Genomic DNA, 25,975 nt, shown 5'->3' with positions numbered 1-25,975 from the left:
ATCAGGCTTGCGCCCATTGTGCAATATTCCCCACTGCTGCCTCCCGTAGGAGTCTGGGCCGTGTCTCAGTCCCAGTGTGGCCGGTCACCCTCTCAGGCCGGCTACCCGTCGTCGCCTTGGTAGGCCATTACCCCACCAACAAGCTGATAGGCCGCGGGTTCATCCTGCACCGCCAGAACTTTCAACAACCCCCCATGCGAGAGATTGTGATATCCGGTATTAGACCTCGTTTCCAAGGCTTATCCCAGAGTGCAGGGCAGATTACCCACGTGTTACTCACCCGTTCGCCACTCATCCCCACCCGAAAGTGGTTCAGCGTTCGACTTGCATGTGTTAAGCACGCCGCCAGCGTTCGTCCTGAGCCAGGATCAAACTCTCCAACAATGTCTTCGAATTCAATCGAGGCAAATACTTGCTCTCAAAGGAACCTCACACGAGGTTCAATACATAAGCTCTACTGGCTTAGTTCACTAGCACACTGTTGAGTTCTCAAGCAACACACCACAAACTCACCGCGATCAAGCGGCTCGCTCGTAGCGAGTCATTCCTAGCAGTTTTTGGTGGGACACCCACTCAATCGCGATCCGCGAGAGCTTGGTTCGTGTCCCGGTGGCCACCCGGTTTCCCTGGCGACTTGGAGAACTTTACACCCCCTCCGGAGGCCCGGAACAGGGGGGTCCCTTAACTGCGTTCCCGCAGGTCAGGGGCCTGTTTCGGGCCGCCGGGGCGGGTCAGCCGCCGAGCGCGACGCCGGCGACGGTGCGCTTGCCCTTGCGGACCACGAGCCACTTGCCGTGGAGGGCGTCCTCGCGGGACGGCTTCCACTCCTCGTCCGCGATCTTCACGTTGTTGACGTACGCGCCGCCCTCCTTGAGGGTGCGGCGCGCGGCGCCCTTGCTGTCCACCAGTCCCCCGGCGAGCAGCAGGTCGACGATCGTCGGCTCGGCGCCCGGGTCGACCTTGCCGTTCGGCACCTCGGCCATCGCCGCGTCGAGGGTGCGTTCGTCCAGGTCGCCGAGCTCGCCGCGGCCGAACAGCGCCTGGCTGGCGTTGATCACCTGCCGGGTTTGCTCCTCGCCGTGGACGAGCGTGGTGAACTCCTCCGCCAGCCGCTTCTGCGCGGCCCGCAGGTGGGGCCGCTGTTCGGTGTCCTCCGCCAGCGCGGCGATCTCCTCCTGGTCGAGGAAGGTGAACATCCGCAGGTAGCGGACGACGTCGGCGTCGCCCACGTTCACGAAGTACTGGTACCAGGCGTACGGCGAGGTCATCTCCGGGTCGAGCCAGAGGTTCCCGCCGCCGGTGGACTTGCCGAACTTGCGGCCCTCGGCGTCGGTGACCAGCGGCGCGGTGAGCGCGTGCACGCTCGCTCCGTCCGTCCGCCGGATCAGGTCGACCCCGCCGACGAGGTTGCCCCACTGGTCGGACCCGCCGACCTGCAGCTTGCAGCCGTACTGGCGGTGCAGCTGCAGGTAGTCCTGCGACTGCAGCAGCAGGTAGCTGAACTCAGTGTACGACATGCCGTCACCCTCGAGCCGGCGCTTGACCGTCTCCCGGTTGAGCATGACGTTGATCGAGAAGTGCTTGCCGACGTCGCGCAGGAACTCCAGCGCGGTCTGCTGCCCGGTCCAGTTCAGGTTGTTTTCGACGATCGCGCCGGTCGCCGAGTCGTCGAAGTCGACGAACCGTTCGAGCTGGCCGCGGATGCGCCCCGCCCACTCGGCGACGACGTCGAGCGTGTTCAGCGTGCGCTCACCGGTGTCGCGCGGGTCGCCGATCATCCCGGTCGCGCCGCCGGCCAGCACGATCGGCCGGTGCCCGGCGCGCTGGAACCGCTTGAGCATGAGCAGCGGGACCAGGTTGCCGGCGTGCAGGCTGGGCGCGGTCGGGTCGAAGCCGCAATAGAGCGTCACGGGACCCTGGTCGAGCTCGCGCCGGAGGGCGTCGATGTCGGTGGACTGCGCGATCAGGCCGCGCCAGGACAGCTCGTCGAGGATGTGTTCGCTCACGCCTGTAGATCCTCCCGCACCAGGTCAACCGACTAACTGGCGGGTCGGACCCGCCGCTTCCCGCCGCGGCGGTAGGTGGACACGGCGGGCGAGCCGTCGACCCAGAAGCGCCAGGGCGTGTCCATCGCCATCGCGACGCCGACGCGCGGGCCGCTGCGGATCCGCTCGGACGGCACCCGCTCGCCCGCGTACAGCCGGACCGGCGACGCCGGGTCGGTCAGGTCGACGCCGTTCTCCTGCCGGTCGATGCGCAGCACCGACGTCAGGATCGCCGGGCCTTTGGCGAGCTCGCCGGTCCCCCGCGCGTTCGGCCGCCGCTTGCGGACGACATCGAGCCCGGTGACGACCTCGCCCGCCCGCAGGAGCACCGCCCCGGCCACGCCGTCGGTCGAGCCGACGATGTTCGCGCAGAAGTGCATCCCGTAGACGAAGTACACGTACAGGTGACCCGCCGGCCCCCACATGACGGCGTTGCGCGGGGTCCGGCCGCGGTAGCAGTGCGACGCCGGGTCGTCCTGGCCGCGGTAGGCCTCGACCTCGACCAACCGGACGCCGACGGTGCCGTCGGGCCCGTCGGCCTCCAGGACCGAGCCGAGCAGCAGGTGGGCCAGGTCGACCGGATCGAGCGCGAGTTCTTCGCGGGTGAACAACCGGCCTGCGTCGCCGCTCAAACGGGGTTCCTCTCCTCGGCTGCCCGGCCACCCTAACCCTTGAGCGATCGCTCAAACTTCTCTACAGTCGTTTTGAGCAGTCGCTCAAACTCTGGAGGGGAGCCGAGAGATGCGACCGAAACCGCTCTACGTCGAGACCGTGATCCGCACGGACCTGGACACGCTCTGGCACCACACCCAGGACCCGGCCCTGCACCGGCGCTGGGACCTGCGGTTCACCGAGATCCGCCCGCTGGACGGCCTCGACGGTCACTTCCGCTACGCGTCGAGGTTCCTGGGAGTCACCGTCGAGGGCATCGGCGTGAGCGTGGCGTCGCGGGACTGGCCGGACGGCGGTCGCACGTCGGTGCTGCGGTTCGCCTCGGCCGACCCGCTGTCGCTGATCAGCGCGGGTGCGGGCTTCTGGCGCTACACACCGGTGCCCGGCGGCGTCCGGTTCGTCACCGGCTTCGACTACGGCACCCGCTGGGGCCGCTTCGGGCAGCTGGCCGACCGGGTGTTCCGGCCGGTGTTCGGGTGGATGACGGCGTGGTCGTTCGACCGGCTGCGGCTGTGGCTGGAGACCGGGGTGCCCCCGGAGGCGCAGCCCCTGACCGCGCCCTCGGCCGCCCGGTGCGTCCGGACGCGGCCCCGCGCCCGCGTGACCGCCGGAGCGTCGTCGTGACCGGCGTCTTCGAGCGCACGCTCGGTTCCGACTTCGCGAAGCTGCACCCCCGGATGCGGGAACGGCTCGCCCTTTCGGACGGACGCGGGATGATCGGCCACGGCCTGATGGACCGGATCTGGCGCGGCCCCGGCTTCACGCTGCCGTTCCTGTGGCTCGGCTCGGCGCGGCACATCCTGTTCCCCGAGCACGGCCGGAACGTGCCGTTCACCATCGAGAACTACCCGTACGTGGACGGGCACGGCCGCGAAACGGTGTCCTTCGTGCGGACCTTCGAGTTGCCGAGCCGGCGCCGGCGCTTCGACGCCCAGATGGTGCACAGCGCCGGGCGGGGGCTCGTCGACTACCTGGGGACGCACCAGCAACTGGCCGTCGACCTCGCCATGTCGGTGCGGCCGGACGGCGGGTTCCGGATCCGTTCCGGCGAGTTCCGGTTCCGGGCGGGGGCGCGCCTGCCGCGGGGCCTCACCGTGACCGCCGCGGTCGACGAGTGGTTCGACGACGGCCGCGGGCAGTTCCGGATCGAGGTCGCGGTGGCCCATCCCCGCTTCGGGCCGGTGTTCGGCTACGAGGGCGGCTTCAGCGCCCGGTACGTCGACGTCGGCGGCGGGGTCAGCGGAGCGGTGAAGCCACTTCGTGAGAAGGTCATGGACTGATGGGCACCGGCCGGAACTCCAGTTCGCAGGACACGAAGCAGCGGCTCGTGGACGGCGTGCTGGAAGTCGTCCGGCAGCAGGGCATCACCGCCGTCTCGGCCCGGTCGGTCGCCAGTGCCGCGGGCGCCAACCAGGCGCTGGTCTTCTACCACTTCGGCAGTGTCGAAGAGCTCATCGCGCAGGCCTGCATCCAAGCGACAGAGGCCCGCGTCGCCCTCTACCGGGAGCGGTTCGCCGCGGTGGCCACGGTCGGCGAGCTGCTGGCGCTCGGCCGGGAGATCCGGGTCGCCGAACGCGCGGAAGGCAACCTGGCGCTCCTGGCCCAGACCCTGGCCGGGGCGCAGGGCAGCGAGCGGCTCGCCGAAGCGACCCGCGAGGGCCTGGACAAGTGGATCACCGAAGTCCGGACGGCGCTCGAGCGGGTGCTCGCCGGATCGCCGCTGGCCGAGCTCGCGGACCCCGACGGACTGGCCCACGCCGTGTCCAGCGGGTTCCTCGGGCTGACCCTGTTCGACACGGTCGACCCCGACGGCGCCGAGCAGGCCGTCGCCGCGCTGGAGCAGCTGGCCGTGCTCGTCGACGTCCTGGACGGGCTCGGCCCGGTGGCCACGCGGGCCGTCCGGGCCAAGCTCCGCAAATCCCGCCTCAGTTGAGCCACTGACGGGCCGCGGTGACGCGCTCCTCGAGCCGGGTGCGCTGCTCGGCCACCCGGGCCGGCGCCGTGCCGCCCCGGGCGTCGCGGGACTTCACCGAACCTTCGACGGTGAGGACTTCGCGGACCGCGGGCGTGAGGGCCGGGTTGATCTTCTCGAACTCTTCGTCGGTCAGCTCGTCCAGGCCGACGCCGCGGGACTCGGCGACGCGGACGCTCTCGCCCGCCGCTTCGTGCGCGACGCGGAACGGGACGCCCTGGCGCACCAGCCATTCGGCGATGTCGGTCGCCAGGGTGAAGCCGGCCGGGGCCAGCTCGGCGAGCCGGTCCGTGTGGAAGGTGAGCGTTTCGAGCATGCCGGCGATCGCCGGGAACAGGAGCTCGAGCTGCTCGACCGAGTCGAACACCGGCTCCTTGTCCTCCTGCAGGTCGCGGTTGTAGGCCAGCGGCTGCGCCTTGAGGGTGGCCAGCAGGCCGGTGAGGTTGCCGATCAGCCGGCCCGCTTTGCCGCGCGTCAGCTCCGCGACGTCCGGGTTCTTCTTCTGCGGCATGATCGAGCTGCCGGTGGCCCAGGCGTCGTCCAGCGTCACGTAGCCGAATTCGGCGGTGTTCCAGATGATCACCTCTTCGGCGATCCGCGACAGGTTGACCGCGAGCATCGCGACGGCGAAGGCGAACTCGGCGACGAAGTCGCGCGAAGCGGTGCCGTCGATGGAGTTCTCGACGCTGGTGGCGAAGCCCAGCTCCTCGGCGACGGCCTCGGGGTCGAGCCCCAGCGACGAGCCGGCCAGCGCGCCCGAGCCGTACGGGGACTCGGCCGTGCGGGCGTCCCAGTCCTGCAGGCGCGAGACGTCACGCAGCAGCGCCTGGCCGTGGGCCATCAGGTGGTGGGCGAGCAGCACCGGCTGGGCGTGCTGCAGGTGCGTGCGGCCGGGCAGGATCGCGTCCGGGTGCCGCTTCGCCTGCGACACCAGCGCGTCGACGACCTCCAGGGTGCCGGCGACGATCCGGCGGGCGGCGTCGCGCAGCCACATCCGGAACAGCGTGGCCACCTGGTCGTTGCGCGAGCGGCCGGCGCGCAGCTTGCCGCCGAGCTCGGTGCCCGCGCGCTCGATCAGGCCGCGTTCGAGGGCCGTGTGCACGTCCTCGTCCGCGATCGTGGGGGTGAACTCCCCCGAGGCGACGTCCTGGGCGAGGGTGTCCAGGGCCGCCAGCATGCCGGTCAGCTCGTCGTCGGTGAGCAGGCCCGCCTTGCGCAGCACCCGGGCGTGCGCGCGGGAGCCGGCGATGTCGTAGGGCGCCAGGCGCCAGTCGAAGTGCGTCGACGCGCTCAGCGCGGCCATGGCCTCCGCCGGACCGCTGGCGAACCGGCCGCCCCACAGCTGCACCGGCTGCTCGTTCCCGCTCACAGTTCTCGCTTCTCCTCGGTGTTCGTGGAATCCAGGTTTTCGGCCGTCACCCGGCCGTTGTACAGGACCAGGCGGACCTCGCCCGACACGGCGTCGGTCAGACTGGCGCATCCGCGGCCGGCCCGCCGGTCGAGCGCGGCACAGGCGTCACCGCGGCCGATCCTCTGCGCCTCGCCGCGCGCGATCAGCATCCGACGCGCCTCGACGACGGAGACGGTCTCGCCGTCGATCGCCACCGGAACCCCGCGGTCGAAGGTGATCACCACCTCGTCCGGCGCGAGGAACTCGCCCTCGGCCGGGAAGATGTCGGCGAGCACGGTCATGGTGGTCCTTCGGTGCCCGATTCGTTCGCCGAGCGCTGCGCGAGGGCGGCGAACCGCTCGGCCAGGTCCTTGCCGGTCAGCGGCTCGCGCGCGATCACGGCCACCGTGTCGTCGCCCGCGATCGAGCCGACGACCTCTTCGAGCGCCGCCCGGTCGATCGCGCTGGCCAGGAACTGGGCCGCGCCGGGTGGCGTCCGCAGCACGGTCAGGTTGCCCGACGAGTCCGCCGAGACCATCAGCTCGGCCAGCAGCCGGGACAGCCGTGACGTGCCACCCTGCACCCCGCGGACCGGGCTGCCGTCCTCCGGGATGACGTAGACCGGCGCGCCCGAATCGGGCCCGCGCAGCTTGACCGCGCCCAGCTCGTCGAGGTCGCGCGACAGCGTCGCCTGGGTGACCTCGATGCCCTCGGCGGCCAGCAGCTTGGCCAGCTCGGTCTGGCTGCGGATGGTCATGGTCGACACCAGCTCGGTGATCCGCGCCTGCCTGCCCACCCGGCTGCCGGTCATCGCCTGCTCTCCTCGAACAGCCAGACGAGCAGCGCCTTCTGGGCGTGCAGGCGGTTCTCGGCCTCGTCCCAGACCGCGCTGGCCGGGCCGTCGATCACCTCGTCGGTGATCTCCCAGCCGCGGTGCGCGGGCAGGCAGTGCAGCACGATCGCGTCGTCCGCGGCCTTCTTCAGCAGCTCGGTGTTGACCTGCAGGGCCCGGAACGGGCCCACCCGGTCGAGCCCGTCGTTCTCCTGCCCCATCGACGTCCACGTGTCGGTGACGAGCACGTCCGCGCCGTCGACCGCCGCGTACGGGTCGGTGAAGACGGTGGCGGTGCCGCCGGTCTCGTCCGCGCGCTTCTTCGCGTCCAGCATCACGCCCTGGTCGGGCTGGAAGCCGACCGGCGAGACGACCCGGACGTGCATCCCGGCGGTGACCCCGCCGAGCAGCAGCGAGTGCGCCATGTTGTTGGCGCCGTCGCCGAGGTAGACGAGGGTGAGGCCCTCGAGCTTGCCCTTGCGCTCGCGGATCGTCATGAGGTCGGTGAGCACCTGGCACGGGTGGAATTCGTCGGTGAGCGCGTTGACCACCGGGATCGACGCGGCCGAAGCCATCGCTTCGATGCGCTTCTGGGCGAAGGTGCGCCACACGATCCCGTCGACGTACCGCGAAAGGACCCGCGAAGTGTCCTCGATGGTCTCTTCGCGGCCGAGCTGCATCGACCGGCCGTCGACGATCACCGGGTGGCCGCCGAGCTGGCTGATGCCGACCTCGAACGAGAACCGGGTGCGCGTCGAGTTCTTCTCGAAGATCGCCGTGATGGACTTGCCGGCGAGGGTCTTGTTGCCCAGGGGGTCGGCCTTCAGCGCGTCGGCGAGGTCGAGGATGGCCTTCTGCTCGGCCGGACTGACGTCGTCGTCGCGGAGGAAGTGGCGCAGCATCAGTCGGAATCCTTCGTGGTGGAGTCGAGCACGTTCGGGAGGGCGGCGAGGAAGCCTTCGGCCTGATCGCCGTCGAGGACGAGCGGCGGGGCGAGCCGGACGGCGTCCGGGGCGACCGGGTTGACGAGGTAGCCGGCGTCCTGCGCGGCCTGGGCGACCGCCGCCGAGACGGGCTGCTTGAGGGCGATGCCGAGCAGCAGCCCGGCGCCCCGGACGCCGGCGACGAGCGGGTGCCCCAGCGCCTCGACGCCCGCCGCGATGTCCTTGCCCAGCGAGGCGACGTGGTCGAGGAGCCCCTCGGCGGCGATGGTCTTCAGCACGGCCAGCCCGGCCGCGCAGCAGACCGGGTTGCCGCCGAAGGTGGTGCCGTGCTGGCCGGGCTTGAGCAGGTCGCCCGCCGCGCCGACGCCGATCACCGCGCCCAGCGGCAGCCCGCCGCCGAGCCCCTTCGCCAGCGTGATGACGTCCGGCACGATGCCGGCCTGCTGGTAGCCGAACCAGGTGCCGAGCCGGCCCAGGCCGGTCTGCACCTCGTCGACCACCAGCAGCGTGCCGGTGGCCTTGGTGATTTCGCGGGCGGCCTGCAGGTAGCCGTCGGGCGCCGGGATGACGCCCGCCTCGCCGAGCACCGGCTCCAGGAAGACGGCCGCGGTGTCGGTGTCCACGGCGGCTTTGAGGGCCGCGACGTCGCCGAACGGCACGTGCTCCACCCCGGGCACCAGCGGTTTGAAGGCATCGCGCTTGGCGGGCTGGCCGGTGAGCGTCAGCGCGCCCATGGTCCGGCCGTGGAACGCGCCTTCGGCGGCGACCACCTTCGTGCGGCCGGTCAGCCGGCTGATCTTCAGCGCGGCTTCGTTGGCCTCGGCGCCGGAGTTGACGAACAGCACCTTGCCGTGGCCGGTGAGGCCGGCGACGTCGAGCAGCGCCTCCGCGAGCTCGACGGCCACCGGGTTGACGTACAGGTTCGAGGTGTGGCCGAGCCGGGTGATCTGCTCGGTGACGGCGGCGACGACGGCCGGGTGCGCGTGGCCGAGCGCGTTGACGGCGATGCCGCCGACCAGGTCGACGTACTCCTTGCCGTCGGCGTCCCACACCTTCGCGCCCTCGCCGCGCACGAGCGTCAGCTTGGGGGTGCCGTAGTTGTCCATGAGGGCGGACTGCCAGTGCGCCTGGCCGTCCACATTGGACGTAAGGTCGGTCACGGGAGCTCCGTTTCGGGGAAGACCATGGTGCCGATGCCGCGCGAGGTGAAGACCTCCAGCAGCACCGAGTGGGCGAGGCGGCCGTCGATCACGTGCGCCCGGCGCACGCCGCCGCGGATGGCGCGCACGCACGCTTCCATCTTCGGGATCATGCCGCTGGCCAGGCCGGAAAGCATGGCCTCGAGGCGATCGACGCGGATGCGGTCGATCAGCGACGACCGGTCGGGCCAGTTCGCGTACAGGCCTTCGACGTCGGTGAGCACCACGAGCTTTTCGGCGCCCAGCGCGGCCGCCAGCGCACCGGCCGCCGTGTCGGCGTTGACGTTGTGCACCACCCCGTCGACGTCCGGCGCGACCGTGGACACGACCGGGATGCGCCCGGCGTTGACGATGTCGAGCACCGCGTCCGGGTTGACCTCGGCGACCTCGCCGACGAGCCCGATGTCGACCTGCTCACCGTCCACAATGGCCTGTTTGCGCTCGGCGGTGAACAGGCGGGCGTCCTCGCCGGAAATGCCGACCGCGTACGGGCCGTGTGCGTTGATCAGCCCGACGAGCTCGCGGCTGACCTGGCCGGTGAGCACCATCCGGACGATGTCCATCGTCTCCGGCGTTGTCACGCGGAGGCCGCCCTTGAACTCGCCTTCGACGCCGAGGCGCTTGAGCATCGCGGTGATCTGCGGGCCGCCGCCGTGCACGACCACCGGGCGCAGGCCGGCCAGCCGGAGGAACACCATGTCCTCGGCGAAGGCCGCCTTCAGCTGGTCGTCGATCATCGCGTTGCCGCCGTACTTCACCACCACGGTGGCCCCGTGGAAGCGCTGCAGCCAAGGCAGCGCTTCGATGAGCACCCCGGCCTTCTCGGCCGCCGTCGCGAGTCGTTCGTCCGCGGAAATCAGAGCCTCCTGGTTCATGAGGAGTACGCGCTGTTCTCTTCGACGTAACCGTGCGAAAGATCCGTGGTGTAGATGGTCGCCGTGCCGGTGCCGACGCCGAGGTCGACGACGATCTCGACGGCCCGGCCGGTGAGGTCGGCCTCGGACCGGTCGGCGGCGGGCACGCCCTGGGCGAACAGGGTGACGCCGTTGATCGCGATCGACACCGTGTCCGGGTCGATGCGGGCCGGCACCCGGCCGAGCGCCATGGCGATCCGGCCCCAGTTGGGATCGGACCCGAACAGCGCCGTCTTGACCAGGTTGTCCTCGGCGATCGTGCGGGCGACGGCGATCGCGTCGGCCTCGGTGGCCGCGCCGCGCACGGTGACGTCGACGTCCTTGGTCGCGCCCTCGGAATCCGCGCGCAGCTGGAGCACCAGGTCGTGGCTGACCGCGGTGAGCAGCTCGGTGAGCTCCGCTTCGGTGGGCTCGACCCCGCTCGCACCGGAGGCCAGGACGAGGACCGTGTCGTTGGTGGACGTGCCGCCGTCGACGTCGAGCCGGTCGAAGGTGATGTGGGTCGCCGCGCGCAGGGCGCGGTCGAGGGTCGCCTTGTCCACCACGGCGTCGGTGGTCAGCACCGAGAGCATCGTGGCGAGGTTCGGCGCCAGCATGCCCGCGCCCTTGGCGAAGCCGCCGACGCTCCAGCCGCTGTCGTGCTTCGCGAAGGCCTGCTTCGGTTTCGTGTCGGTGGTCATCACGCCTTTGGCGGCGTTCAGGCCGGCTTCGGGGCTCGCGTCGAGGGCTTTGAAGGCGGTGTCCACCCCGGACAGGACCGCGTCCATCGGCAGCCGTTCGCCGATCAGGCCGGTGGAGCAGACGGCGACCTCGATCGCGCCGGCCCGCAGGACTTCGGCCACCTTCTCGGCGGTGGCGTGGGTGTCCTGGAAACCGCCGGGCCCGGTGGCCGCGTTGGCGCCACCCGAGTTGAGGACGACGGCCTTGAGCCGCTGCTGCTTGAGCACCTCCTGCGACCACAGCACCGGCGCGGCCTTGATGACGTTGCGGGTGAACACGCCCGCGGCGACGTCGAGCGGGCCGTCGTTGACGACCAGGGTGAGGTCGAGCGCGCCGGAGGCCTTGATCCCGGCGGCGACGCCGGCGGCGCGGAAGCCCTGGGGGCCGGTGACGGTCACGGTGCCACTCCTACGGTGGAAAGGCCGGTGGTCTCGGGGAGACCGAGGGCCAGGTTCATCGACTGGACGGCACCGCCGGCGGTGCCCTTGGTGAGGTTGTCGATCGCGGCCACGACGACCAGGCGCCGGGCGTCGACGTCGACCGTGACCTGCAGCTGGGTGTTGTTCGAGCCGAGCGTCGCCGACGTCGTCGGCCAGGCGCCCGCGGGCAGCAGCTGGACGAACGGCTCGGCGTCGTAGGCCTTCTCGTACGCCGCGCGGGCGGCGGCCTCGTCGACGCCGTCCTTCAGCGGGGCGCTCGCCGTGGTGAGGATGCCGCGGGGCATCGGCGCGAGCACCGGGGTGAAGGACACGGTGACCTTCTCCCCCGCGACGGCCGAGAGGTTCTGCGCGAACTCGGGGGTGTGGCGGTGGGCGCCGCCGACGCCGTACGCGCTGGCCGAGCCCATCACCTCGGAGCCGAGCAGGTTCGGCTTGAGGCTCTTGCCGGCGCCGGACGTGCCGGTGACCGCGACGATCGTGACGTCGGGCTCGATCAGGCCGGCGGCGAACGCGGGCGCCAGGGCCAGCGATCCGCCGGTCGGGAAGCAGCCGGGCACGGCGATGCGCTTGGTGCCGGCGAGCTTTTCGCGGGCGCCGGGCAGTTCGGGCAGGCCGTACGGCCACTGGCCGGCGTGGTCACCGCCGTACCAGCGCTGCCAGTCGCCCGCGTCGGCCAGCCGGTGGTCGGCGCCGAGGTCGACCACCAGGACGTCCGGGCCGAGCTGCGCCGCGATCGCCGCGGAGTGCCCGTGCGGCAGCGCGAGGAAGACGACGTCGTGGCCGGCGAGGGTCTCCGGCGTCGTCTCGGCCAGGACGCGGTCGGCGAGGGGAACGAGGTGGGGCTGGTGGACGCCGAGCTTCGTGCCCGCGCTGCTGGCGGCCGTGAGCGCGCCGATCTCGACCTCGGGATGGGTCAGGAGCAGGCGCAGCAGCTCACCACCCGCGTACCCGCTGGCTCCGGCCACCGCGATGTTCACCGTCATACGCATGATTATGCACGCCCTTGCAAGTCTAAACAAACCCGAAGTGGTGCCCGCCACCTTGGGATGCTGGGCCCATGACGGACACCCCGGCCCGGTTGCTCGGCCTGCTTTCGCTGCTCCAGACGCCCCGCGAGTGGCCGGGCAGCGAACTGGCCGAGCGCCTGGGCGTCAGCCCGCGCACGATCCGCCGCGACATCGAGCGGCTGCGTGACCTCGGCTACCCGGTCGAGGCCAGCCGCGGCGTCGCGGGCGGGTACCGCCTGGTCGCCGGCACCGCGATGCCGCCGCTCGTGCTCGACGACGAGGAAGCCGTGGCGATCGCGGTCGGGCTGCGGACCGCGGCGGGCCAGACGGTCGACGGCATCGAGGAAGCGTCCGTGCGGGCGCTCGCCAAGCTGGAGCAGGTGCTGCCGGCCCGGCTGCGCCGCCGGGTGGGCACGATCGGCACGGCGACGGTCGCGGTGCCGGCCACCGGACCGGTCGTCGACCCGGCGCAGCTGACGGTGTTCGCCGGGGCGATCACCAACCACGAGACCGTCCGGTTCCGCTACCGCGCCCACGACGGGGCCGAGACCCGGCGCCGGGCCGAGCCGCTCCGGCTGGTCGCCGCGGGCCGCCGCTGGTACCTGGTGGCCTACGACCTCGACCGGGCGGACTGGCGCGTGTTCCGCGCCGACCGCATCCGCGAAGCCCAGGCGACCGGCGGCCGGGTGGCGCCGCGCGAGCCACCCGCCACGGACCTGGCGGCCTACGTGCTGGACCGGTTCTACGACCTCGCGCCCTCCTACCGGGCGGTCGCCGTCCTGGCGGAGCCGGCGGCGCGGATCGCGCCGCGCCTCGGCCCGGCGGCAGGCGAGCTGACCGACCTCGGCGACGGCCGATGCCGGTGGCGGAGCCACGAGGACACGCTGGACTGGCTCGCGTTCCGGCTGCTGGGGCTGGGGTGCGCGTTCACCGTCGAGGAACCGCCGGAGCTGGTCGACCACTTGCGGGTCCTGGCCGACCGCGCGACCGCGGCGACGCGGGGGTGACTCGTGGGGCACTGTTTCCTCCTTCGGGGTGCCTGGTGGTCAGCGTCTGATGGGCTGCTTGTCGAACTCCCGGCGCCGGTCGTCGTCGCCCGCGGCGAAGCCGGTGAACGCCCGGGCGATCCGGGCTTGGTCCGAGACTTCGACGCGGCAGGGCCGGTCGGGCAGGCCTTCGCGGTGCTCCAGCGCGAACCGGTCGGCACGCAAGGCGGGTGGACCGCCAGCATGTCGGGCACCGTCGAGCCGGCGGCCCAGTGACTTCGCGCTTCCGGCACGCCGGGCGACGTGCCCTCGGCTCACGGTGGAACGCGACGGCCCGGTGGGCCGGTCCGGGCGGACCGGCCCACCGCCGCCGGTCAGCTCGGCTCACCGCCGTCCAGGTCCGTCCGCCTGCTCGGCGGCACGGGCAGGTAGCAGCCCGGGTTCTCCGGGTCGCAGCCCACGCGCGGCAGGCGGGCGCGGATACCGCCGGGGGTGCGTTCGAAGTACGCCGCGATCTGCGCGACGGTCTCTCCCGCGATCCAGCGGCTCTCCAGCTCCGCGTCCATCTCCTCGCTCCACGGGCGGCCCTGCTGCGCGGGACGGCCCGCGGATCTTCGCCGCGGCCCCCGGCCCGCGCCGGTCGCGGACAGCAAACCGTCCGTGACGAGCTCCGCCACCGTGTTCGCCACCGCGACGTCCACGTCGAGGCTGCCCTCGGCGACCGGCTCGCCGCCGGGGCCGCCTGCTTCCAGGGTGATCATCACCCGGGGCGTGGGTTCGGCGCGGTCGACGTCCGTCCTGGTCGAGACCACGATCTGGTAGGTGTTGTCTTCGGTCCGGACCTCGGTCCGGCGCTGTTCGATGATCGACATGCCACGAAGCTAGCGCGCACCCCCGACAATTTCGGCCACGCGCTGCTCACGGCCCACTCCGCTCCGAAATTGTCGGACCCCTCCCCTAACGTCTCCGCTGACCACGAACCGTCACGAGGAGGCGACGATGGGACACCCGCGGACAAGACGCTGCCCCGGTCCGGAAGAGCCGGACCGGGGCAGCGGGATGGGACTGTTCCGCTCAGAAGTGCAGCAGCTGGGCCAGCGTGCTCTGCTTCTCCTGGGCGGCCTTCGCGGAGTTGTCCGACTTCTGCGCCGCGGCGCCGTCGGGCACGGGCGGCGGCACCGGGCTGCACTGGACGTCCGAGTGGTTGCCGGGCTGCCGCTTCGGCAGGGCGCCGGTGGCCAGGTAGTCGGCGATCTTGTCGTCCACACAGGACACCCCGGACAGCGAACCGGCGTGCGTCGTCCCGCCGGGCGCGCTGATCAGGCTCGAGTTCGGGAACCGCTTCCGCACCTCGAGGCTGCCGGCGTACGGCGTGGCGGCGTCGAGCTCTTCGCTGATCAGCAGGGCGCCGGCCACCTTGCTGCCGTCGATGTTCACCGGCTTGCCCGCCTTCGCCGGCCAGAACACGCAGGGCGCGTTGAACCAGGCGTTGCCCCAGGTCTCGAACGGGGCCTTGAAGTAGGTCAGCCAGTTGTCGGCGCGCCACCGGTTCCAGTCGGTCGGCCACTGCACGTCGGTGCACTGAACGCCCAGGTACACGGCGAACCCGTTGTCGTCACCCGGGGGGTTGGAGTTGTCGTAGAGCGCCTTGAGCGTCTGCCAGTCGCCCTTGTGCACGTAGCCGTCGAAGGCGTTGGCCATGTCGACCCAGCCGAAGACGTAGTAGCCGGCCTGCAGGAAGATGTCGGTCCACTCGTCGCCGCCGATCACGCCGCCGGCCGGGTCTTTGGCGAGCTTGCGCTGCGTGTCGTACCAGAGCTTTTCGACCGCGTCGCCGGTCTTGCCCAGGTGGTAGACGTCGTCGTACTTCGCGAGCCAGTCGAAGTAGATCTTGATGTTCTTGTCGAACGCGACGTCCTGGTCGAGGTTGGCCTGGTACCAGACCTTCCGCGGGTCGACGTTGCCGTCGAGCACCATCCGGCGGACGTTCTTCGGGTACAGCGTGCTGTACACCTGGCCGAGGTAGGTGCCGTAGGAGAAGCCGTAGTAGTTGATCTGCTTCTCACCGAGGGCCTTGCGCAGGCTGTCCATGTCCTGCGCGACATCGGTCGTCTTGATGTGGTCGAGGATCTCGCCGTTCTTGCGGCACGCGTCGGCGTACCCCTTCGAACGGGCGAGCCAGGTCTTCTCCAGCTGCGGGGTGGTCGGCACGTAGGCCGGCCGGTTGTAGCTGAAGTAGTTCCCGTCGCAGCTGATCGCGGGCTTGCTGGACCCGACGCCCCGCGGGTCGAAGCCGATCCAGTCGTAGCTGTTCCCGGCTCCGTTCGGCACGTACTTGCCGAGCACCGACAGGCCGAGGCCGGAACCGCCCGGCCCGCCCGGGTTCACCAGCATGATGCCCTGGGACCGCGCGGTCTTGTGCTTGATCCGCGAGACCGCGACGGAGACCTTCGTCCCGCCCGGCTTCGCGTAGTCCATCGGCACCTCGAGGTAGCCGCACTCGGCACCGTTGGCCTTGAGGCCGGCCGACGCGCAGGGGCCCCAGGCGATCGGCGCGGGGGTGAACTGCACCCCGGTTTCCGCCGAGGCGGCGGGCGCGGCGGCCATCAGCCCGGCCGCGAGCCCCGCGGCGGCGATGGCGGCGACGATTCGTTTCACAGTTGTCCTTTTCGTCCGCATTCGACAGCGTTCGCCAGATTTCGACGAAACTACCGGCAACCCCGAACAATCTCGCTGACCGACGCGGCTTTCGCCATCCGCCTTTCGTCGGGACCTGTGGCGTCCGTTCGGCACCGGAACTGTCGGTGGCCGGCAGTACGCTCCGCGGCGCCGAAGCTCGACAGGAGGACGGATGAGCGCGGACGAAAGGCTGGTCAAGGCCATCCGCGCCGGGTTGGCGGAGCTGGCCGACCCGGCAAAAGCGCCGGCGATGCAGGCGTACATGAAGTCGGCCATGCCCTACCGCGGGGTCGCGAAACCGGAGCGCAGCGCACTGCTCAAGCGGGTGCTGGCCGAGCACATATTGCCCGATCGAGTGAGGTTTTCGGCAACTGTCCTGGAGCTGTGGCGGACGGCCGGATTCCGCGAGGAACGCTACGCGGCCATCGATCTTTCCGGGTACCGGGCCTACCGGCGGTGGCAGGACCCGGACCTGGTCCCGGTGTACGAGGAAATGATCGTCGACGGGGCGTGGTGGGACTACGTCGACGAGCTCGCCATCCGGCGACTGGGCCCGATCCTCCGTGAGAACCGCACCCGGATGACGCCGACCATGCTGGCCTGGGCCCACGACGGCAACCTCTGGCGCCGCCGCACGGCGATCATCTGCCAGGTGGGCGCCAAGGAGGAGACCGACGCGGAGCTGCTGGCCCAGGCGATCGAACCATCTATCGCCGAGCCGGAGTTCTTCCTGCGCAAGGGAATCGGCTGGGCGTTGCGGGACTACGCGAAGACGGCACCGGACTGGGTCCGGAGTTTCGTGGACGACCACCCGGGGCTGTCCGGGCTGTCGAGACGGGAGGCGCTCAAGCACATCGGCTGAGGCGGGCGGTCGCGGGTGAGGTGGCCCGGAGGGCCGGCTCGCGTACCTGGAGGGTCGGGTGCGGGTCAGGACTCCAGAGGTGGGCCGGCCCCTCCTGCCGGGTGGCGGGAGGGGCCGGTCACGACCTCAGGCGAACCTCAGGCGCGGAGGGTGGCGTTGAAGCGCTCGCCCGCTGCCGCCACGGCCGCGTCGCGGGCCTTGGTGGCTTCGTCGACCGTCAGCGTTCGGTCCGGGGCTCGGAAGCGCAGCTTGTACGCCAGCGACCGCTTGCCCTCGCCGACCTGCTCGCCCGCGTACACGTCGAACAGCGTGATGTCCTCCAGGAGCTCGCCCGCCCCCTGGCGCAGGACCGCGGCGAGGTCCGCCGAGGGGACCTCGGCCGCCGCCACCAGGGCGACGTCCAGGAGGACCGGCGGGTAGCCCGACACGCTCGGTGCCGGACGGGTGTCCGGGAGCGGGATCGCGTCCAGGTCCAGCTCCATCGCCACCGTGCGCGGCGGCAGGCCGAGGGCTTCGACCACCTTCGGGTGCAGCTCGCCCGCGTGGCCGACCGGCCAGTCGCCGACCCGGAGCTGGGCGCAGCGGCCCGGGTGCCACGGCGGGAGGTCGGCCGCCTGGACGGTCAGCTCCACGCCGGCCGCCTCCGCGACCGTGCGGGCCGCCTGGACCGCGTCGGCCCAGTTCGCCGGCTCGCCCGCGCCCCACCAGCCCGCCCGGCGGCGGTTGCCGGCGAGGACCACCGCGACGTGCAGCGGCTGCTGGGGCACCGCCGCCTCCAGCAGGGCCAGCTCCTCGTCCGAAGGACGGCGGTCGACGCCCAGGTCCGGGACCTTCAGCGGGTTCGGGGCCGGGAGCACCACCTGGCCGATGTGGTACAGCGACACGTCCTTCGTCCCGCGGGACACATTGCGCTGCATGGTGTCCAGCAGGCCCGGCAGCAACGTCGTCGCCAGGCGGTTGCGGTCGGCCTCCAGCGGGTTGCGGACCACCACCGTGTTGCGGCGGACGTCGTCGGCCGGGAGGCCGAACGCGTCCCACACCGCGTCGCTGATGAACGGGAACGGGCGCACCTCGACGTACCCGGCCTCGGCCAGCGCACGGGACACCCCGCGGACGCGCCGCTGGCTGTCGGTCAGGCCGCGGCCGGCCGGGGCGGCGGGCAGTGTCGACGGGATGCTGTCGTAGCCCTCCAGCCGCAGCACCTCTTCGACCAGGTCGGCCGGCTGGCGCAGGTCGCCGCGCCAGCTCGGCGGGATCGCCGTCACCCGGCCCGTTCCGTCGTCGCCCGTGCCGACCGAGACCTTGCAGCCGATCTGAGTCAGCCGGCGGACCGTCACGCCGCGCTGGTAGTTCACGCCCGCGACCTTGTCGGGCAGGTTGATCGGCATGACGACCGCCGGGTTCGGCTCGACCGCGCCCTCGTCGGTGCGGCCGGGCTGGATGGCGGCGTCGCCGTACTGGCGCAGCAGCCGGGCGGCCAGCTCCACCGCCGCCGCGCACAGCTGCGGGTCGGTGAACCGCTCGAAGCGCTTGGCCGCCTCGGAGAACAGCTTGTGCCGCCGCGCGGTGCGGCTGATCGCCGCCGGGTTCCAGTGCGCCGCCTCGAGCAGCACGTCGGTGCTCTCCGGCGTGATCTCGGTGCTCGCGCCGCCCATCGTGCCGGCGAGCGAGATGACGCCGCTGTCGTCGGCGATGACCACGTCGTCCGGGTCGAGCGTGCGCTCAACGTCGTCCAAAGTGGTCAGTTTCTCGCCCGGCTTCGCCCGGCGCACCACCAGATCGCCCTGGATGGCCTTGGTGGCGAACGCGTGCAAGGGGTGCCCGAGCTCGAGCATCACGTAGTTGGTGACGTCCACGGCCAGGGAGATGGACCGGATGCCGGCCAGCATCAGCCGCCGCCGCATCCGCCACGGGGTCGGCGCGGTCGCGTCCAGGCCGGTGACCCGGCGCAGCACGAACCGCGGGCAGCCTTCCGGGTCCTCGACGCGGACCGGCCAGGCGTCGCCCTCGGCCGCCGGGACCTCCAGCAGCGCCGGGTCGCCGAAGGGCACGTCCAAGGCGTTGGACAGCTCGCGCGCGAGCCCGCGGATCGACAGCGCGTAGCCGCGGTCCGGGGTCGGGGCGAGCTCGATCACCGAGTCGTTGAGGCCGAGCAGTTCCTGGGCGTCGTCGCCCGGGCTCGCGGTGCCCGGCGGCAGCACGAGGATGCCGGTGTGGTCGTCGCCGAGGCCGAGCTCGCGCGCCGAGCAGATCATGCCGTCGCTGATCCGGCCGTAGGTCTTGCGGGCGGCGATGGCGAAGTCGCCGGGCAGGACGGCGCCGGGCAGCGCGACGACGACCAGATCGCCCTCGGCGAAGTTGCGCGCGCCGCAGATGATGCCGCGGGTCTTGATGCCGTGTGGGCCCTCGTCGAGCTCGCCCGCTTCGTCGTCGTCCTCGTCGTCCTCGTCGTCGCCGAGCTCTTCGGCGGTGTCGGCGGGCTCGCCGACATCGACGCGGCAGAAGCGCACCGGCTTCTTGAACTCGGTGAGCTCCTCGATCTCGGCGACCCGGCCGACGACCAGCGGGCCGGTCACGGGACCGAGCTCGCGCAGGTCGTCGACCTCGATGCCGATCCGGACGAACGCGTCGGCCAGGTCCTGCGGCGTGACCTCCTCAGCGAGCTCGAGGTGTTCGGTCAGCCAGCTGACTGGGACTCGCACTACGCCTCCGTTCCGAAGGGAAGGGTGAAGCGGACGTCGCCCTCCACCATGTCGCGCATGTCCGGGATCCCGTTGCGGAACTGCAGGGTGCGCTCGATACCCATGCCGAAGGCGAAGCCCGAGTACACCTCGGGGTCGACGCCGCAGGCGCGCAGCACGTTCGGGTTGACCATGCCGCAGCCGCCCCACTCCACCCAGCCGGGACCACCCTTCTTCTCCTCGAACCACACGTCCACCTCGGCGGACGGCTCGGTGAAGGGGAAGAAGTGCGGACGCAGCCGCGTCTTCGAGCTCTCGCCGAACATCGCGCGCGCGAAGGCGTCCAGCGTGCCCTTGAGGTGGGCCATCGTGATGCCCTTGTCCACCGCGAGGCCCTCGACCTGGGTGAACACCGGGGTGTGGGTCGAGTCGAGCTCGTCGGTGCGGTACGTCCGCCCGGGGCAGACGACGTACACCGGCAGGTCGCGGTGCAGCAGCGTGCGGGCCTGGACCGGCGAGGTGTGCGTGCGCAGCACCAGGCCTGAGTCCTCTTCGCCGACGTAGAACGTGTCCTGCAGCTGGCGGGCCGGGTGGTCCTTGCCGAAGTTCAGCGCGTCGAAGTTAAACCACTCGGCTTCGAGCTCCGGGCCCTCGGCGATCTCGTAGCCCATCGCGACGAAGGCGTCCGCGACGCGTTCGGAGATGGTGCTGATCGGGTGCCGGGCGCCGCGCGGGACGCGGTCCCACGGCAGCGTGACGTCGACGGCCTCTTCGCGCAGCACACGCTCGTCGCGCTCCGCCTGGAGCTCGGCGCGGCGGGCGTCGAAGGCGGCCTGGACGGCCTGGCGGGCTTCGTTGACGCGCTTGCCCGCCTCGGCCTTCTCCTGCTTGGGCAGGGCGCCGATCTCGCGGCGGGCGAGCATCAGCGGCGCGTGGTCGCCGAGGTGGGCCGGCTTGACCTCGGCCAGCCCTTCGAGCCCGGTCGCGGCGGCGAACGCCGCTTCGGCGGCCTTGACCGCCTCCTGCAGCGTCTCGGGGGCGAGGACCGCGCCCTGTGCTTCCTTCTCCGTGGCTCCGGACATAACTCCTCGGCGTCCGTGAGGACTGGTCGTTCGCGCTCCGCCGCACACGGCGCGCGAGAGGTCAAAGGCGGGAAAAGTCTATGGGATCGGGTCCGCGCGCCCCCGGTCGCCCCGGGAGCGCGCGGACGCGCGGTCAGCGCTGCCGGAACGCCTCGGAGAAGTCGACCGACGCGAACTCGCCGGGCACCACGCCCTCGGCGGCGTAGCGGTACAGCGCCGTCTGGTAGATGCCGGACAACGTGGTGGTGAACACCGCCACCAGCAAGGTCCAGACGATCGCCAGCCCGACCGCGACGAACAGGGTGGCCGTGCCGCCGAGCAGGAAGCCGGCGCCGAGGAGCACGACGTAACCGGCGAAGGTCAGCAGAAAACCGACCAGGCCGAGGCCGGCGGTGCCGGCGACGTTCTCGCCCCACGCGCGGCGGAACAGCTCGACCGACCGCTTGACGCCGGCCTTCACGCCGACGCCCTCGAGCACGACGACCGGCAGCACGAGGTACGTCGTGAACCGCCAGGCCATGCCGATCAGGCCGCTGATGATGCTGCCGAGGAAGCCGAGCCGCTCCTCGATGGTGCGCAGCACCACGCTGACCGTCGCGCTCACGCCGGACCAGCCGAGCAGGGCCGGCCAGCGGCGACCGGCCGCGGCGAGACCGGCGCCGACGCCGGGCATGCCGCCGTCGCCGCGCAGCGCGACGTCCGCCTGGGAGATCAGGGCGGCGTTGAAGAAGATCGTGACGAACGCCGAGACGAGGTAGAACGCCCCCAGCAGCACGTACGTGCCGGCGGTGGGCCGGAAGTGCTCGGCCTCGAGGTGGACGGTGAAGAACGCGGGTGTCAGGAACACCCCGGCGACCAGCAGCCCGGCGATGCCGGCGAGCACCGGGAACCACGCCAGGCCCTTGTGGGCGCGCAGCACCTTCAACGACGCGGAGAACAGCGCGAACGAACGAGCGAGCCTGCCCATGGAACCCCCCAAATATCGGCCACAATGGATATCGCGGGAGCCTACTCGCAGGTCAGCGCCGCGCCGCCATCGCGCTCGTGTAGACGCAGACGGCCGCCGCGGTGGCGAGGTTGAGGCTCTCCGCGCGGCCGTACAGGGGGATCCGGACGGCGAGGTCGGTCCGGTCGAGGACGTCGGCGGGCAGGCCGTGGGCCTCGTTGCCGAACACCCACGCGGTCGGCGCGGCGAGATCCACCCGATCGAGTTCGGCGTCGGCGTAGCCGTGGGCGGCGAACGTCCGCAGGCCCGCGGCCGAGCAGGCCGACAGGGCGGCCGGGACGTCGCGGACGCGCGCGATCGGCAGGTGGAACAGGCTGCCGGCGGCGGCGCGGACGCACTTGCCGTTGTGGGGGTCGACGGTGTCGCCGGCCAGGACCACCGCGTCGGCGCCGGCCGCGTCGGCGACGCGGATGACCGTGCCCGCGTTGCCGGGGTCGGCGACGTCGACGAGCACGACCACGAGCCGGGCGGCCGGGGTCACGGCCTCGTCGAGCGGACGGTCCAGCAGCGCGCAGACGGCCACGATGCCTTGGGGTGTCACGGTTTCCGACAGCCCGTCGGCTGCCCGGTCGGTGATCGGCGAGACCGGAACGCCGGCCGCGCGCGCCACGTCCACCAGGTCCGCGTGCTGCTCCGACGCCCGCGAAGTGACGAAGAGCTCGTGCACCGTGCCGCCGGCCAAGGCGGCTTCGACGGCGTTGGCGCCTTCGGCCAGGAACCGGCCGGTCTTGTCGCGTTCCGCGCGCCGCGTCAGCTTGCGCGCAGCAACGACCCGGGGGGTCCGTTCGGTGAACGGTTCCGCCCCGGGTCGTTGAAAGCTGCCGGTCAGGCCGACTTCGCTTCGCCGGTGTTCACGTTGGCCTTGGCGAGCTCGGCCAGCGCGGTGAAGGCGGCGGCGTCGTTGACGGCCAGGTCCGCGAGGATCTTGCGGTCGACCTCGACACCCGCGGCCTTGATGCCCTGGATGAACCGGTTGTAGGTCACGCCGTTGGCACGGGCCGCCGCGTTGATGCGGGTGATCCACAGCTGGCGGAAGTCACCCTTGCGGGCACGGCGGTCCCGGTAGGCGTAGTTCAGCGAGTGAAGCGTCTGCTCCTTGGCCTTGCGGTACAGCCGCGAACGCTGGCCGCGGTAGCCGCTGGCCAGTTCGAGAGTTGCGCGACGCTTCTTCTGGGCGTTGACCGCCCGCTTGACGCGTGCCACGGGTCCATCCTGTCGATCTCAGGGGGCGAGGGGCCGCCCCGGGTGGTTACAGCAAGTTCTGCGGGATCAGATGCCGAGCAGGCGCTTCACGCGGCCGACCTCGGTCTTCGACACCTCGGTGGTGCCCTCGAGGCGGCGCGTCACGCGGCTGGACTTCTTCTCCATGCGGTGACGCCGGCCGGTCATCTGGCGGCGCAGCTTGCCCGTACCCGTCTTGCGGATGCGCTTGGACGTCCCGCTGTGGGTCTTCATCTTCGGCATTTTGTCCTCTTTCGTGCGGCGGCTCACCGGAGAATCCGGTGAGCCGCTGACTCGTGCTGGTCGGCGCCTACGCGTCGGGGGTCGGCTCGGGGGCCGCCTCGGCCTTCGCCTTCGGCTTCACGTTCTTGTGCGGGGCCAGCACCATGATCATGTTTCGGCCGTCCTGCTTGGCCGACGACTCGACGAAGCCGAGCTCCGTGACGTCTTCGGCGAGCTTCTGCAGCAGCCGGTAGCCGAGCTCCGGCCGGGACTGCTCGCGGCCGCGGAACATGATCGTGACCTTGACCTTGTTGCCCGCCGCCAGGAACCGCGACACGTGACCCTTCTTGGTCTCGTAGTCGTGCTGGTCGATCTTGGGGCGCAGCTTCTGTTCCTTGATGACGGTCAGCTGCTGGTTGCGCCGCGACTCACGGGCCTTCTGCGCGCTCTCGTACTTGAACTTGCCGAAGTCCATGAGCTTGCACACCGGCGGGCGGGCCTGCGGCGCCACCTCGACGAGGTCGAGGTCGTTCTCCTGCGCCAGGCGCAGCGCATCCTCGATCCGGACGATGCCGACCTGTTCGCCGGCGGGTCCGACGAGTCGGACTTCCGGCACCCGGATACGGTCGTTGATGCGTGTCTCGGAGCTGATGGGGCCTCCTTGGTCCGAGGAATGTTTCCTGTTCTCGTTCGACCTGGTGCCCACATAGCGAAGGCCCCGACACCATGCGGTGCGCGGGGCCCACTCTGTTTCCGATCGTGCCCCGGAGGACACTTGTTCACCCTGGACGGGTGAGACCGGACCCGGCCACCTGTGCGGTGACGCGGGTGGGAGCGGGGCTCCACTTGCCGCCCCCGATCGCTCGAGGGCTGGTCGCTCGTGGAAGGGTACCAGACGTGTCAGATCAACCCTCCGAACAGCCCCCGTATTCCCCCGAAGCCCGCCACCTGGAGGACATCCCCAGCGTGGAGGTGATCAGCCGCGCGGCGGTGATGCTGCTGTCGGCCGGCGCCGAACGGCTCGGGCTCGCCGACGCCGACCCGGCGACGTCCCCGCACCGCGACCTCGACGAAGCCCGCCGGCTCATCACCGCGCTCGCCGGGCTCGTGACGGCCTCCGCCGAGTACCTGGGCCTGCACGCCGGGCCGCTGCGCGACGGCCTGCAGTCACTGCAGAAGGCCTTCCGGGAAGCTTCGGCCGTGCCGGACGAGCCCGGGCAGGGCCCCGGGGAGAAGTACACCGGCCCGGTTTACTGACGACCACCCTCGACCGGCCCCCACCAGAGCAGCCCCCACCAGAGCAGCCCCCACCCTCTCCGGGGGGCGTCCCCGAGTCCAGTCTATCGGGGGTGCCCGGCAAAACCCGGAAGAGCGGGGGCCTGGGGGCCGGTTGTCCACATCGCGCCCGAAATGTGGATGCCAGCACGACGACCTTGCGGGGCAACTCCGTCGACATCTAACATGTTAGATGTGAGTCTCTCGAAGGTCACGCGCCCGTTGCTCCGCGACGAGGCCTACGACCGCATCCGGCGCGCGATCGTCGACGGCACCCTGCCGCCGGGGGCCCCGCTGCGCGACGGCGATCTCGCCGACCAGCTCGGGCTCTCCAAGGCCCCCGTTCGCGAGGCCCTGCGACGGCTGGCCGACGACGGTCTGGTCGACTCCAAGCCGCAGAGCTACACCCGGGTCTCCGAGGTGATGTCCCCCGACGTCCTGGACGCCCGCGAGGTCGTCCGGGTGCTGCACGAGTTCGCCGTCAAGCAAGCCGCACCCAAGTGCCGTCCGGCGGACATCGCCGCCATGCGGGCGGCCAACGACCGGTTCGCCGAAGCCATCGCGGCCCGGGACATCGCGGCCGCCGTCGAAGCCGACGACGAGCTGCACGACGTCCCGGTCCGCCTGGCCGGCAACGCCGCGGTCGCCGCGACCCTCGACCGCTACACGCCCCTCCTGCGCCGCCTCGAGCACGCCCGGTTCAGCTCCGCGCTGGCCTGGAACTCCGTCGAACGCCACACGAAGCTCATCGACGCCCTCGAGAAGCACGACACCGAAACCGCCGTCTCCGTGATCTCGACCATCTGGACCGACCTGCTGGAGGAACAGTGACCCTCGACGCCTTCCCGCGCTTCCCCCTGCTGTTCGGCCCGTCGCCGGTGCACCCCCTCGAACGCCTCACCGAACACCTCGGCGGTGCGAAGATCTGGGCCAAGCGCGAGGACGTCAACTCCGGCCTCGCGTTCGGTGGCAACAAGACCCGCAAGCTCGAGTACCTCGTCGCCGATGCCCTCGAAGAAGGCGCCGACACGCTCGTCTCCATCGGCGGGGTCCAGTCCAACCACACCCGCCAGGTCGCCGCGGCGGCGGCGCGGGCCGGGCTCAAGGCCGTGCTGGTGCAGGAAAGCTGGGTCGACTGGCACGACCCGCTCTACGACAAGGTCGGCAACATCCAGCTCTCGCGCATCCTCGGCGCCGACGTCCGGCTGGTCGAGGCCGGCTTCGGCATCGGGTTCAAGGAGACGTGGGAGAACGCGGTCGCCGAGATCGAAGCGCAAGGCGGTAAGCCGTACGCCATTCCCGCCGGCGCCTCCGACCACCGGCTCGGCGGACTGGGCTTCGCGAACTGGATCGTGGAGCTCGAAAAGCAGGAGGACGAACTCGGCGTCTTCTTCGACACCGTGATCGTCTGCTCGGTCACCGGCAGCACGCAGGCCGGGATGGTCGCCGGGACCGCGCTCGGGAAGGAGCGGCGCATCCTCGGCATCGACGCCTCGGCCAAGCCGGCGGAAACCCGCGAGCAGGTCACCCGCATCGCGCGGAACACCGCCGAGCTGATCGGCGCCGGGGAGATCCCCGAGGTCGAGCTGGACGACCGCTACCACGCCGGGATCTACGGCATCCCCGACAAGTCCACTGTGGACGCCATCGAAACCTGCGCGCGGCTGGAGGGCATGATCACCGACCCGGTGTACGAGGGCAAGTCGATGGCCGGGCTCATCGACCTCGTCGGCACCGGCGAGATCCCGCGCGGTTCGAACGTCCTCTACGCCCACCTCGGCGGGCAGCCAGCCCTGAACGGCTACACGAGCGTTCTGGGCTGACCG

28 protein-coding genes and 1 rRNA gene are annotated in these 25,975 nt (G+C 71.3%); 8 read left to right on the top strand and 21 right to left on the bottom strand.

The genetic code is table 11. The annotated features are described in order from the left end of the window. From DV20_RS14405 to DV20_RS14395, 3 genes are all read right to left on the bottom strand, one after another. A 16S ribosomal RNA gene (locus DV20_RS14405) occupies positions 1 to 384 on the bottom strand; the annotation flags it as partial. Positions 385 to 731: 347 nt separating this feature from the next. Further along, positions 732 to 2,006: a tyrosine--tRNA ligase gene (gene tyrS / locus DV20_RS14400; protein WP_043780313.1), complete on the bottom strand. Its 1,275-nt coding sequence runs from the start codon at positions 2,004 to 2,006 to the stop codon at positions 732 to 734. A gap of 32 nt (positions 2,007 to 2,038) precedes the next feature. Beyond that, positions 2,039 to 2,677 (bottom strand): DNA-3-methyladenine glycosylase, encoded by a 639-nt coding sequence (locus tag DV20_RS14395; RefSeq protein WP_043780310.1) that lies wholly within the window; start codon positions 2,675 to 2,677, stop codon positions 2,039 to 2,041. Between the two features lie 109 nt (positions 2,678 to 2,786). Between DV20_RS14395 and DV20_RS14390 the strand changes: the two genes are divergently transcribed. Genes DV20_RS14390 through DV20_RS14380 form a run of 3 tightly spaced genes read left to right on the top strand, consistent with a single transcriptional unit; the run spans position 2,787 to position 4,650 of the window. Continuing rightward, a complete protein-coding gene (locus DV20_RS14390; protein ID WP_043780308.1) occupies positions 2,787 to 3,341 on the top strand; it encodes a hypothetical protein in 555 nt (184 codons plus the stop codon). Beyond that, positions 3,338 to 3,997, top strand: a complete 660-nt coding sequence (locus DV20_RS14385; RefSeq protein WP_043780364.1) for a DUF4166 domain-containing protein — start codon at positions 3,338 to 3,340, stop codon at positions 3,995 to 3,997. Before DV20_RS14390 ends, DV20_RS14385 begins: the two co-directional genes overlap by 4 nt. After that, entirely contained in the window at positions 3,997 to 4,650 is a 654-nt protein-coding gene (locus DV20_RS14380; protein ID WP_043780306.1) for a TetR/AcrR family transcriptional regulator, read from the top strand. Before DV20_RS14385 ends, DV20_RS14380 begins: the two co-directional genes overlap by 1 nt. Here DV20_RS14380 and argH read toward each other — a convergent pair. From argH to argC, 8 genes are read right to left on the bottom strand one after another with little or no spacing between them, the layout of a single operon-like run. Continuing rightward, positions 4,643 to 6,058, bottom strand: a complete 1,416-nt coding sequence (gene argH / locus DV20_RS14375) for an argininosuccinate lyase (RefSeq protein ID WP_043780304.1) — start codon at positions 6,056 to 6,058, stop codon at positions 4,643 to 4,645. The two genes, DV20_RS14380 and argH, sit on opposite strands and share 8 nt — an antisense overlap. After that, positions 6,055 to 6,381: an argininosuccinate synthase domain-containing protein gene (locus tag DV20_RS14370; RefSeq protein WP_043780303.1), complete on the bottom strand. Its 327-nt coding sequence runs from the start codon at positions 6,379 to 6,381 to the stop codon at positions 6,055 to 6,057. Before DV20_RS14370 ends, argH begins: the two co-directional genes overlap by 4 nt. Further along, a complete protein-coding gene (locus DV20_RS14365; protein WP_043780302.1) occupies positions 6,378 to 6,890 on the bottom strand; it encodes an arginine repressor in 513 nt (170 codons plus the stop codon). The genes DV20_RS14370 and DV20_RS14365 overlap by 4 nt, the downstream gene beginning before the upstream one ends. Continuing rightward, positions 6,887 to 7,813, bottom strand: coding sequence for an ornithine carbamoyltransferase (gene argF, locus DV20_RS14360; RefSeq protein WP_043780299.1), 927 nt, complete (start codon positions 7,811 to 7,813; stop codon positions 6,887 to 6,889). Before argF ends, DV20_RS14365 begins: the two co-directional genes overlap by 4 nt. Continuing rightward, entirely contained in the window at positions 7,813 to 9,015 is a 1,203-nt protein-coding gene (locus DV20_RS14355; RefSeq protein ID WP_043780298.1) for an acetylornithine transaminase, read from the bottom strand. The genes argF and DV20_RS14355 overlap by 1 nt, the downstream gene beginning before the upstream one ends. Next, positions 9,012 to 9,929: an acetylglutamate kinase gene (gene argB, locus DV20_RS14350; RefSeq protein ID WP_043780297.1), complete on the bottom strand. Its 918-nt coding sequence runs from the start codon at positions 9,927 to 9,929 to the stop codon at positions 9,012 to 9,014. The genes DV20_RS14355 and argB overlap by 4 nt, the downstream gene beginning before the upstream one ends. Continuing rightward, a complete protein-coding gene (gene argJ / locus DV20_RS14345; protein ID WP_043780294.1) occupies positions 9,926 to 11,086 on the bottom strand; it encodes a bifunctional glutamate N-acetyltransferase/amino-acid acetyltransferase ArgJ in 1,161 nt (386 codons plus the stop codon). Before argJ ends, argB begins: the two co-directional genes overlap by 4 nt. Then, on the bottom strand, positions 11,083 to 12,111 hold the full coding sequence (gene argC, locus DV20_RS14340) for an N-acetyl-gamma-glutamyl-phosphate reductase (RefSeq protein ID WP_043780292.1): 1,029 nt from the start codon (positions 12,109 to 12,111) through the stop codon (positions 11,083 to 11,085). Before argC ends, argJ begins: the two co-directional genes overlap by 4 nt. Before the next feature lie 74 nt (positions 12,112 to 12,185). On the opposite strand from argC, the gene DV20_RS14335 reads away from it, so the two are divergent. Then, complete coding sequence (locus tag DV20_RS14335) at positions 12,186 to 13,142, top strand: helix-turn-helix transcriptional regulator (RefSeq protein WP_043780290.1); 957 nt, start codon at positions 12,186 to 12,188, stop codon at positions 13,140 to 13,142. A gap of 39 nt (positions 13,143 to 13,181) precedes the next feature. Here DV20_RS14335 and DV20_RS45535 read toward each other — a convergent pair whose 3' ends face one another. The 3 genes from DV20_RS45535 to DV20_RS14325 form a co-directional block, all read right to left on the bottom strand. Next, the gene (locus DV20_RS45535) at positions 13,182 to 13,346 is read right to left on the bottom strand and encodes a hypothetical protein (protein WP_160169731.1); all 165 of its coding nucleotides are present in this window, start codon (positions 13,344 to 13,346) and stop codon (positions 13,182 to 13,184) included. A gap of 149 nt (positions 13,347 to 13,495) precedes the next feature. Beyond that, positions 13,496 to 13,993: a hypothetical protein gene (locus DV20_RS14330; protein WP_043780288.1), complete on the bottom strand. Its 498-nt coding sequence runs from the start codon at positions 13,991 to 13,993 to the stop codon at positions 13,496 to 13,498. Between the two features lie 202 nt (positions 13,994 to 14,195). Then, positions 14,196 to 15,779: an alpha/beta hydrolase gene (locus tag DV20_RS14325; protein ID WP_043780286.1), complete on the bottom strand. Its 1,584-nt coding sequence runs from the start codon at positions 15,777 to 15,779 to the stop codon at positions 14,196 to 14,198. A 193-nt stretch (positions 15,780 to 15,972) separates the two neighbouring features. Here DV20_RS14325 and DV20_RS14320 point away from each other — a divergent pair, with 193 nt between their 5' ends. Continuing rightward, positions 15,973 to 16,662 carry a DNA alkylation repair protein gene (locus DV20_RS14320; protein ID WP_043780285.1) on the top strand — a complete coding sequence of 230 codons (690 nt, stop codon included), beginning with the start codon at positions 15,973 to 15,975 and terminating at the stop codon, positions 16,660 to 16,662. A gap of 137 nt (positions 16,663 to 16,799) precedes the next feature. Here the strand turns inward: DV20_RS14320 and pheT are convergent, their stop codons facing one another. The 7 genes from pheT to infC form a co-directional block, all read right to left on the bottom strand. Next, complete coding sequence (gene pheT / locus DV20_RS14315; protein ID WP_043780284.1) at positions 16,800 to 19,364, bottom strand: phenylalanine--tRNA ligase subunit beta; 2,565 nt, start codon at positions 19,362 to 19,364, stop codon at positions 16,800 to 16,802. Further along, positions 19,364 to 20,425, bottom strand: a complete 1,062-nt coding sequence (gene pheS / locus DV20_RS14310; protein ID WP_043780282.1) for a phenylalanine--tRNA ligase subunit alpha — start codon at positions 20,423 to 20,425, stop codon at positions 19,364 to 19,366. The genes pheT and pheS overlap by 1 nt, the downstream gene beginning before the upstream one ends. 133 nt (positions 20,426 to 20,558) lie before the next feature. Continuing rightward, on the bottom strand, positions 20,559 to 21,392 hold the full coding sequence (locus DV20_RS14305) for a DUF6159 family protein (protein WP_043780280.1): 834 nt from the start codon (positions 21,390 to 21,392) through the stop codon (positions 20,559 to 20,561). Between the two features lie 52 nt (positions 21,393 to 21,444). Next, a complete protein-coding gene (locus tag DV20_RS14300; RefSeq protein ID WP_268747421.1) occupies positions 21,445 to 22,260 on the bottom strand; it encodes a TrmH family RNA methyltransferase in 816 nt (271 codons plus the stop codon). After that, positions 22,257 to 22,634 carry a 50S ribosomal protein L20 gene (gene rplT, locus DV20_RS14295; protein WP_004559056.1) on the bottom strand — a complete coding sequence of 126 codons (378 nt, stop codon included), beginning with the start codon at positions 22,632 to 22,634 and terminating at the stop codon, positions 22,257 to 22,259. Before rplT ends, DV20_RS14300 begins: the two co-directional genes overlap by 4 nt. Before the next feature lie 66 nt (positions 22,635 to 22,700). Then, positions 22,701 to 22,895, bottom strand: coding sequence for a 50S ribosomal protein L35 (gene rpmI / locus DV20_RS14290; protein WP_043780277.1), 195 nt, complete (start codon positions 22,893 to 22,895; stop codon positions 22,701 to 22,703). Between the two features lie 67 nt (positions 22,896 to 22,962). After that, positions 22,963 to 23,580, bottom strand: coding sequence for a translation initiation factor IF-3 (gene infC, locus DV20_RS14285; protein ID WP_043780275.1), 618 nt, complete (start codon positions 23,578 to 23,580; stop codon positions 22,963 to 22,965). 191 nt (positions 23,581 to 23,771) lie between these two features. On the opposite strand from infC, the gene DV20_RS14280 reads away from it, so the two are divergent. From DV20_RS14280 to DV20_RS14270, 3 genes are all read left to right on the top strand, one after another. Continuing rightward, positions 23,772 to 24,131, top strand: coding sequence for a DUF1844 domain-containing protein (locus tag DV20_RS14280; protein ID WP_167344378.1), 360 nt, complete (start codon positions 23,772 to 23,774; stop codon positions 24,129 to 24,131). Between the two features lie 213 nt (positions 24,132 to 24,344). Then, complete coding sequence (locus DV20_RS14275; protein ID WP_407638336.1) at positions 24,345 to 24,980, top strand: GntR family transcriptional regulator; 636 nt, start codon at positions 24,345 to 24,347, stop codon at positions 24,978 to 24,980. After that, complete coding sequence (locus DV20_RS14270; RefSeq protein ID WP_043780270.1) at positions 24,977 to 25,972, top strand: 1-aminocyclopropane-1-carboxylate deaminase; 996 nt, start codon at positions 24,977 to 24,979, stop codon at positions 25,970 to 25,972. The genes DV20_RS14275 and DV20_RS14270 overlap by 4 nt, the downstream gene beginning before the upstream one ends. The last annotated feature ends 3 nt before the right edge of the window (positions 25,973 to 25,975 follow it).

Origin of the sequence: Amycolatopsis rifamycinica (assembly GCF_000695625.1) — a bacterium.
In the GTDB taxonomy this organism is placed as follows: domain Bacteria; phylum Actinomycetota; class Actinomycetes; order Mycobacteriales; family Pseudonocardiaceae; genus Amycolatopsis; species Amycolatopsis rifamycinica.
This window is presented reverse-complemented; position numbering and strand designations above follow the sequence as displayed.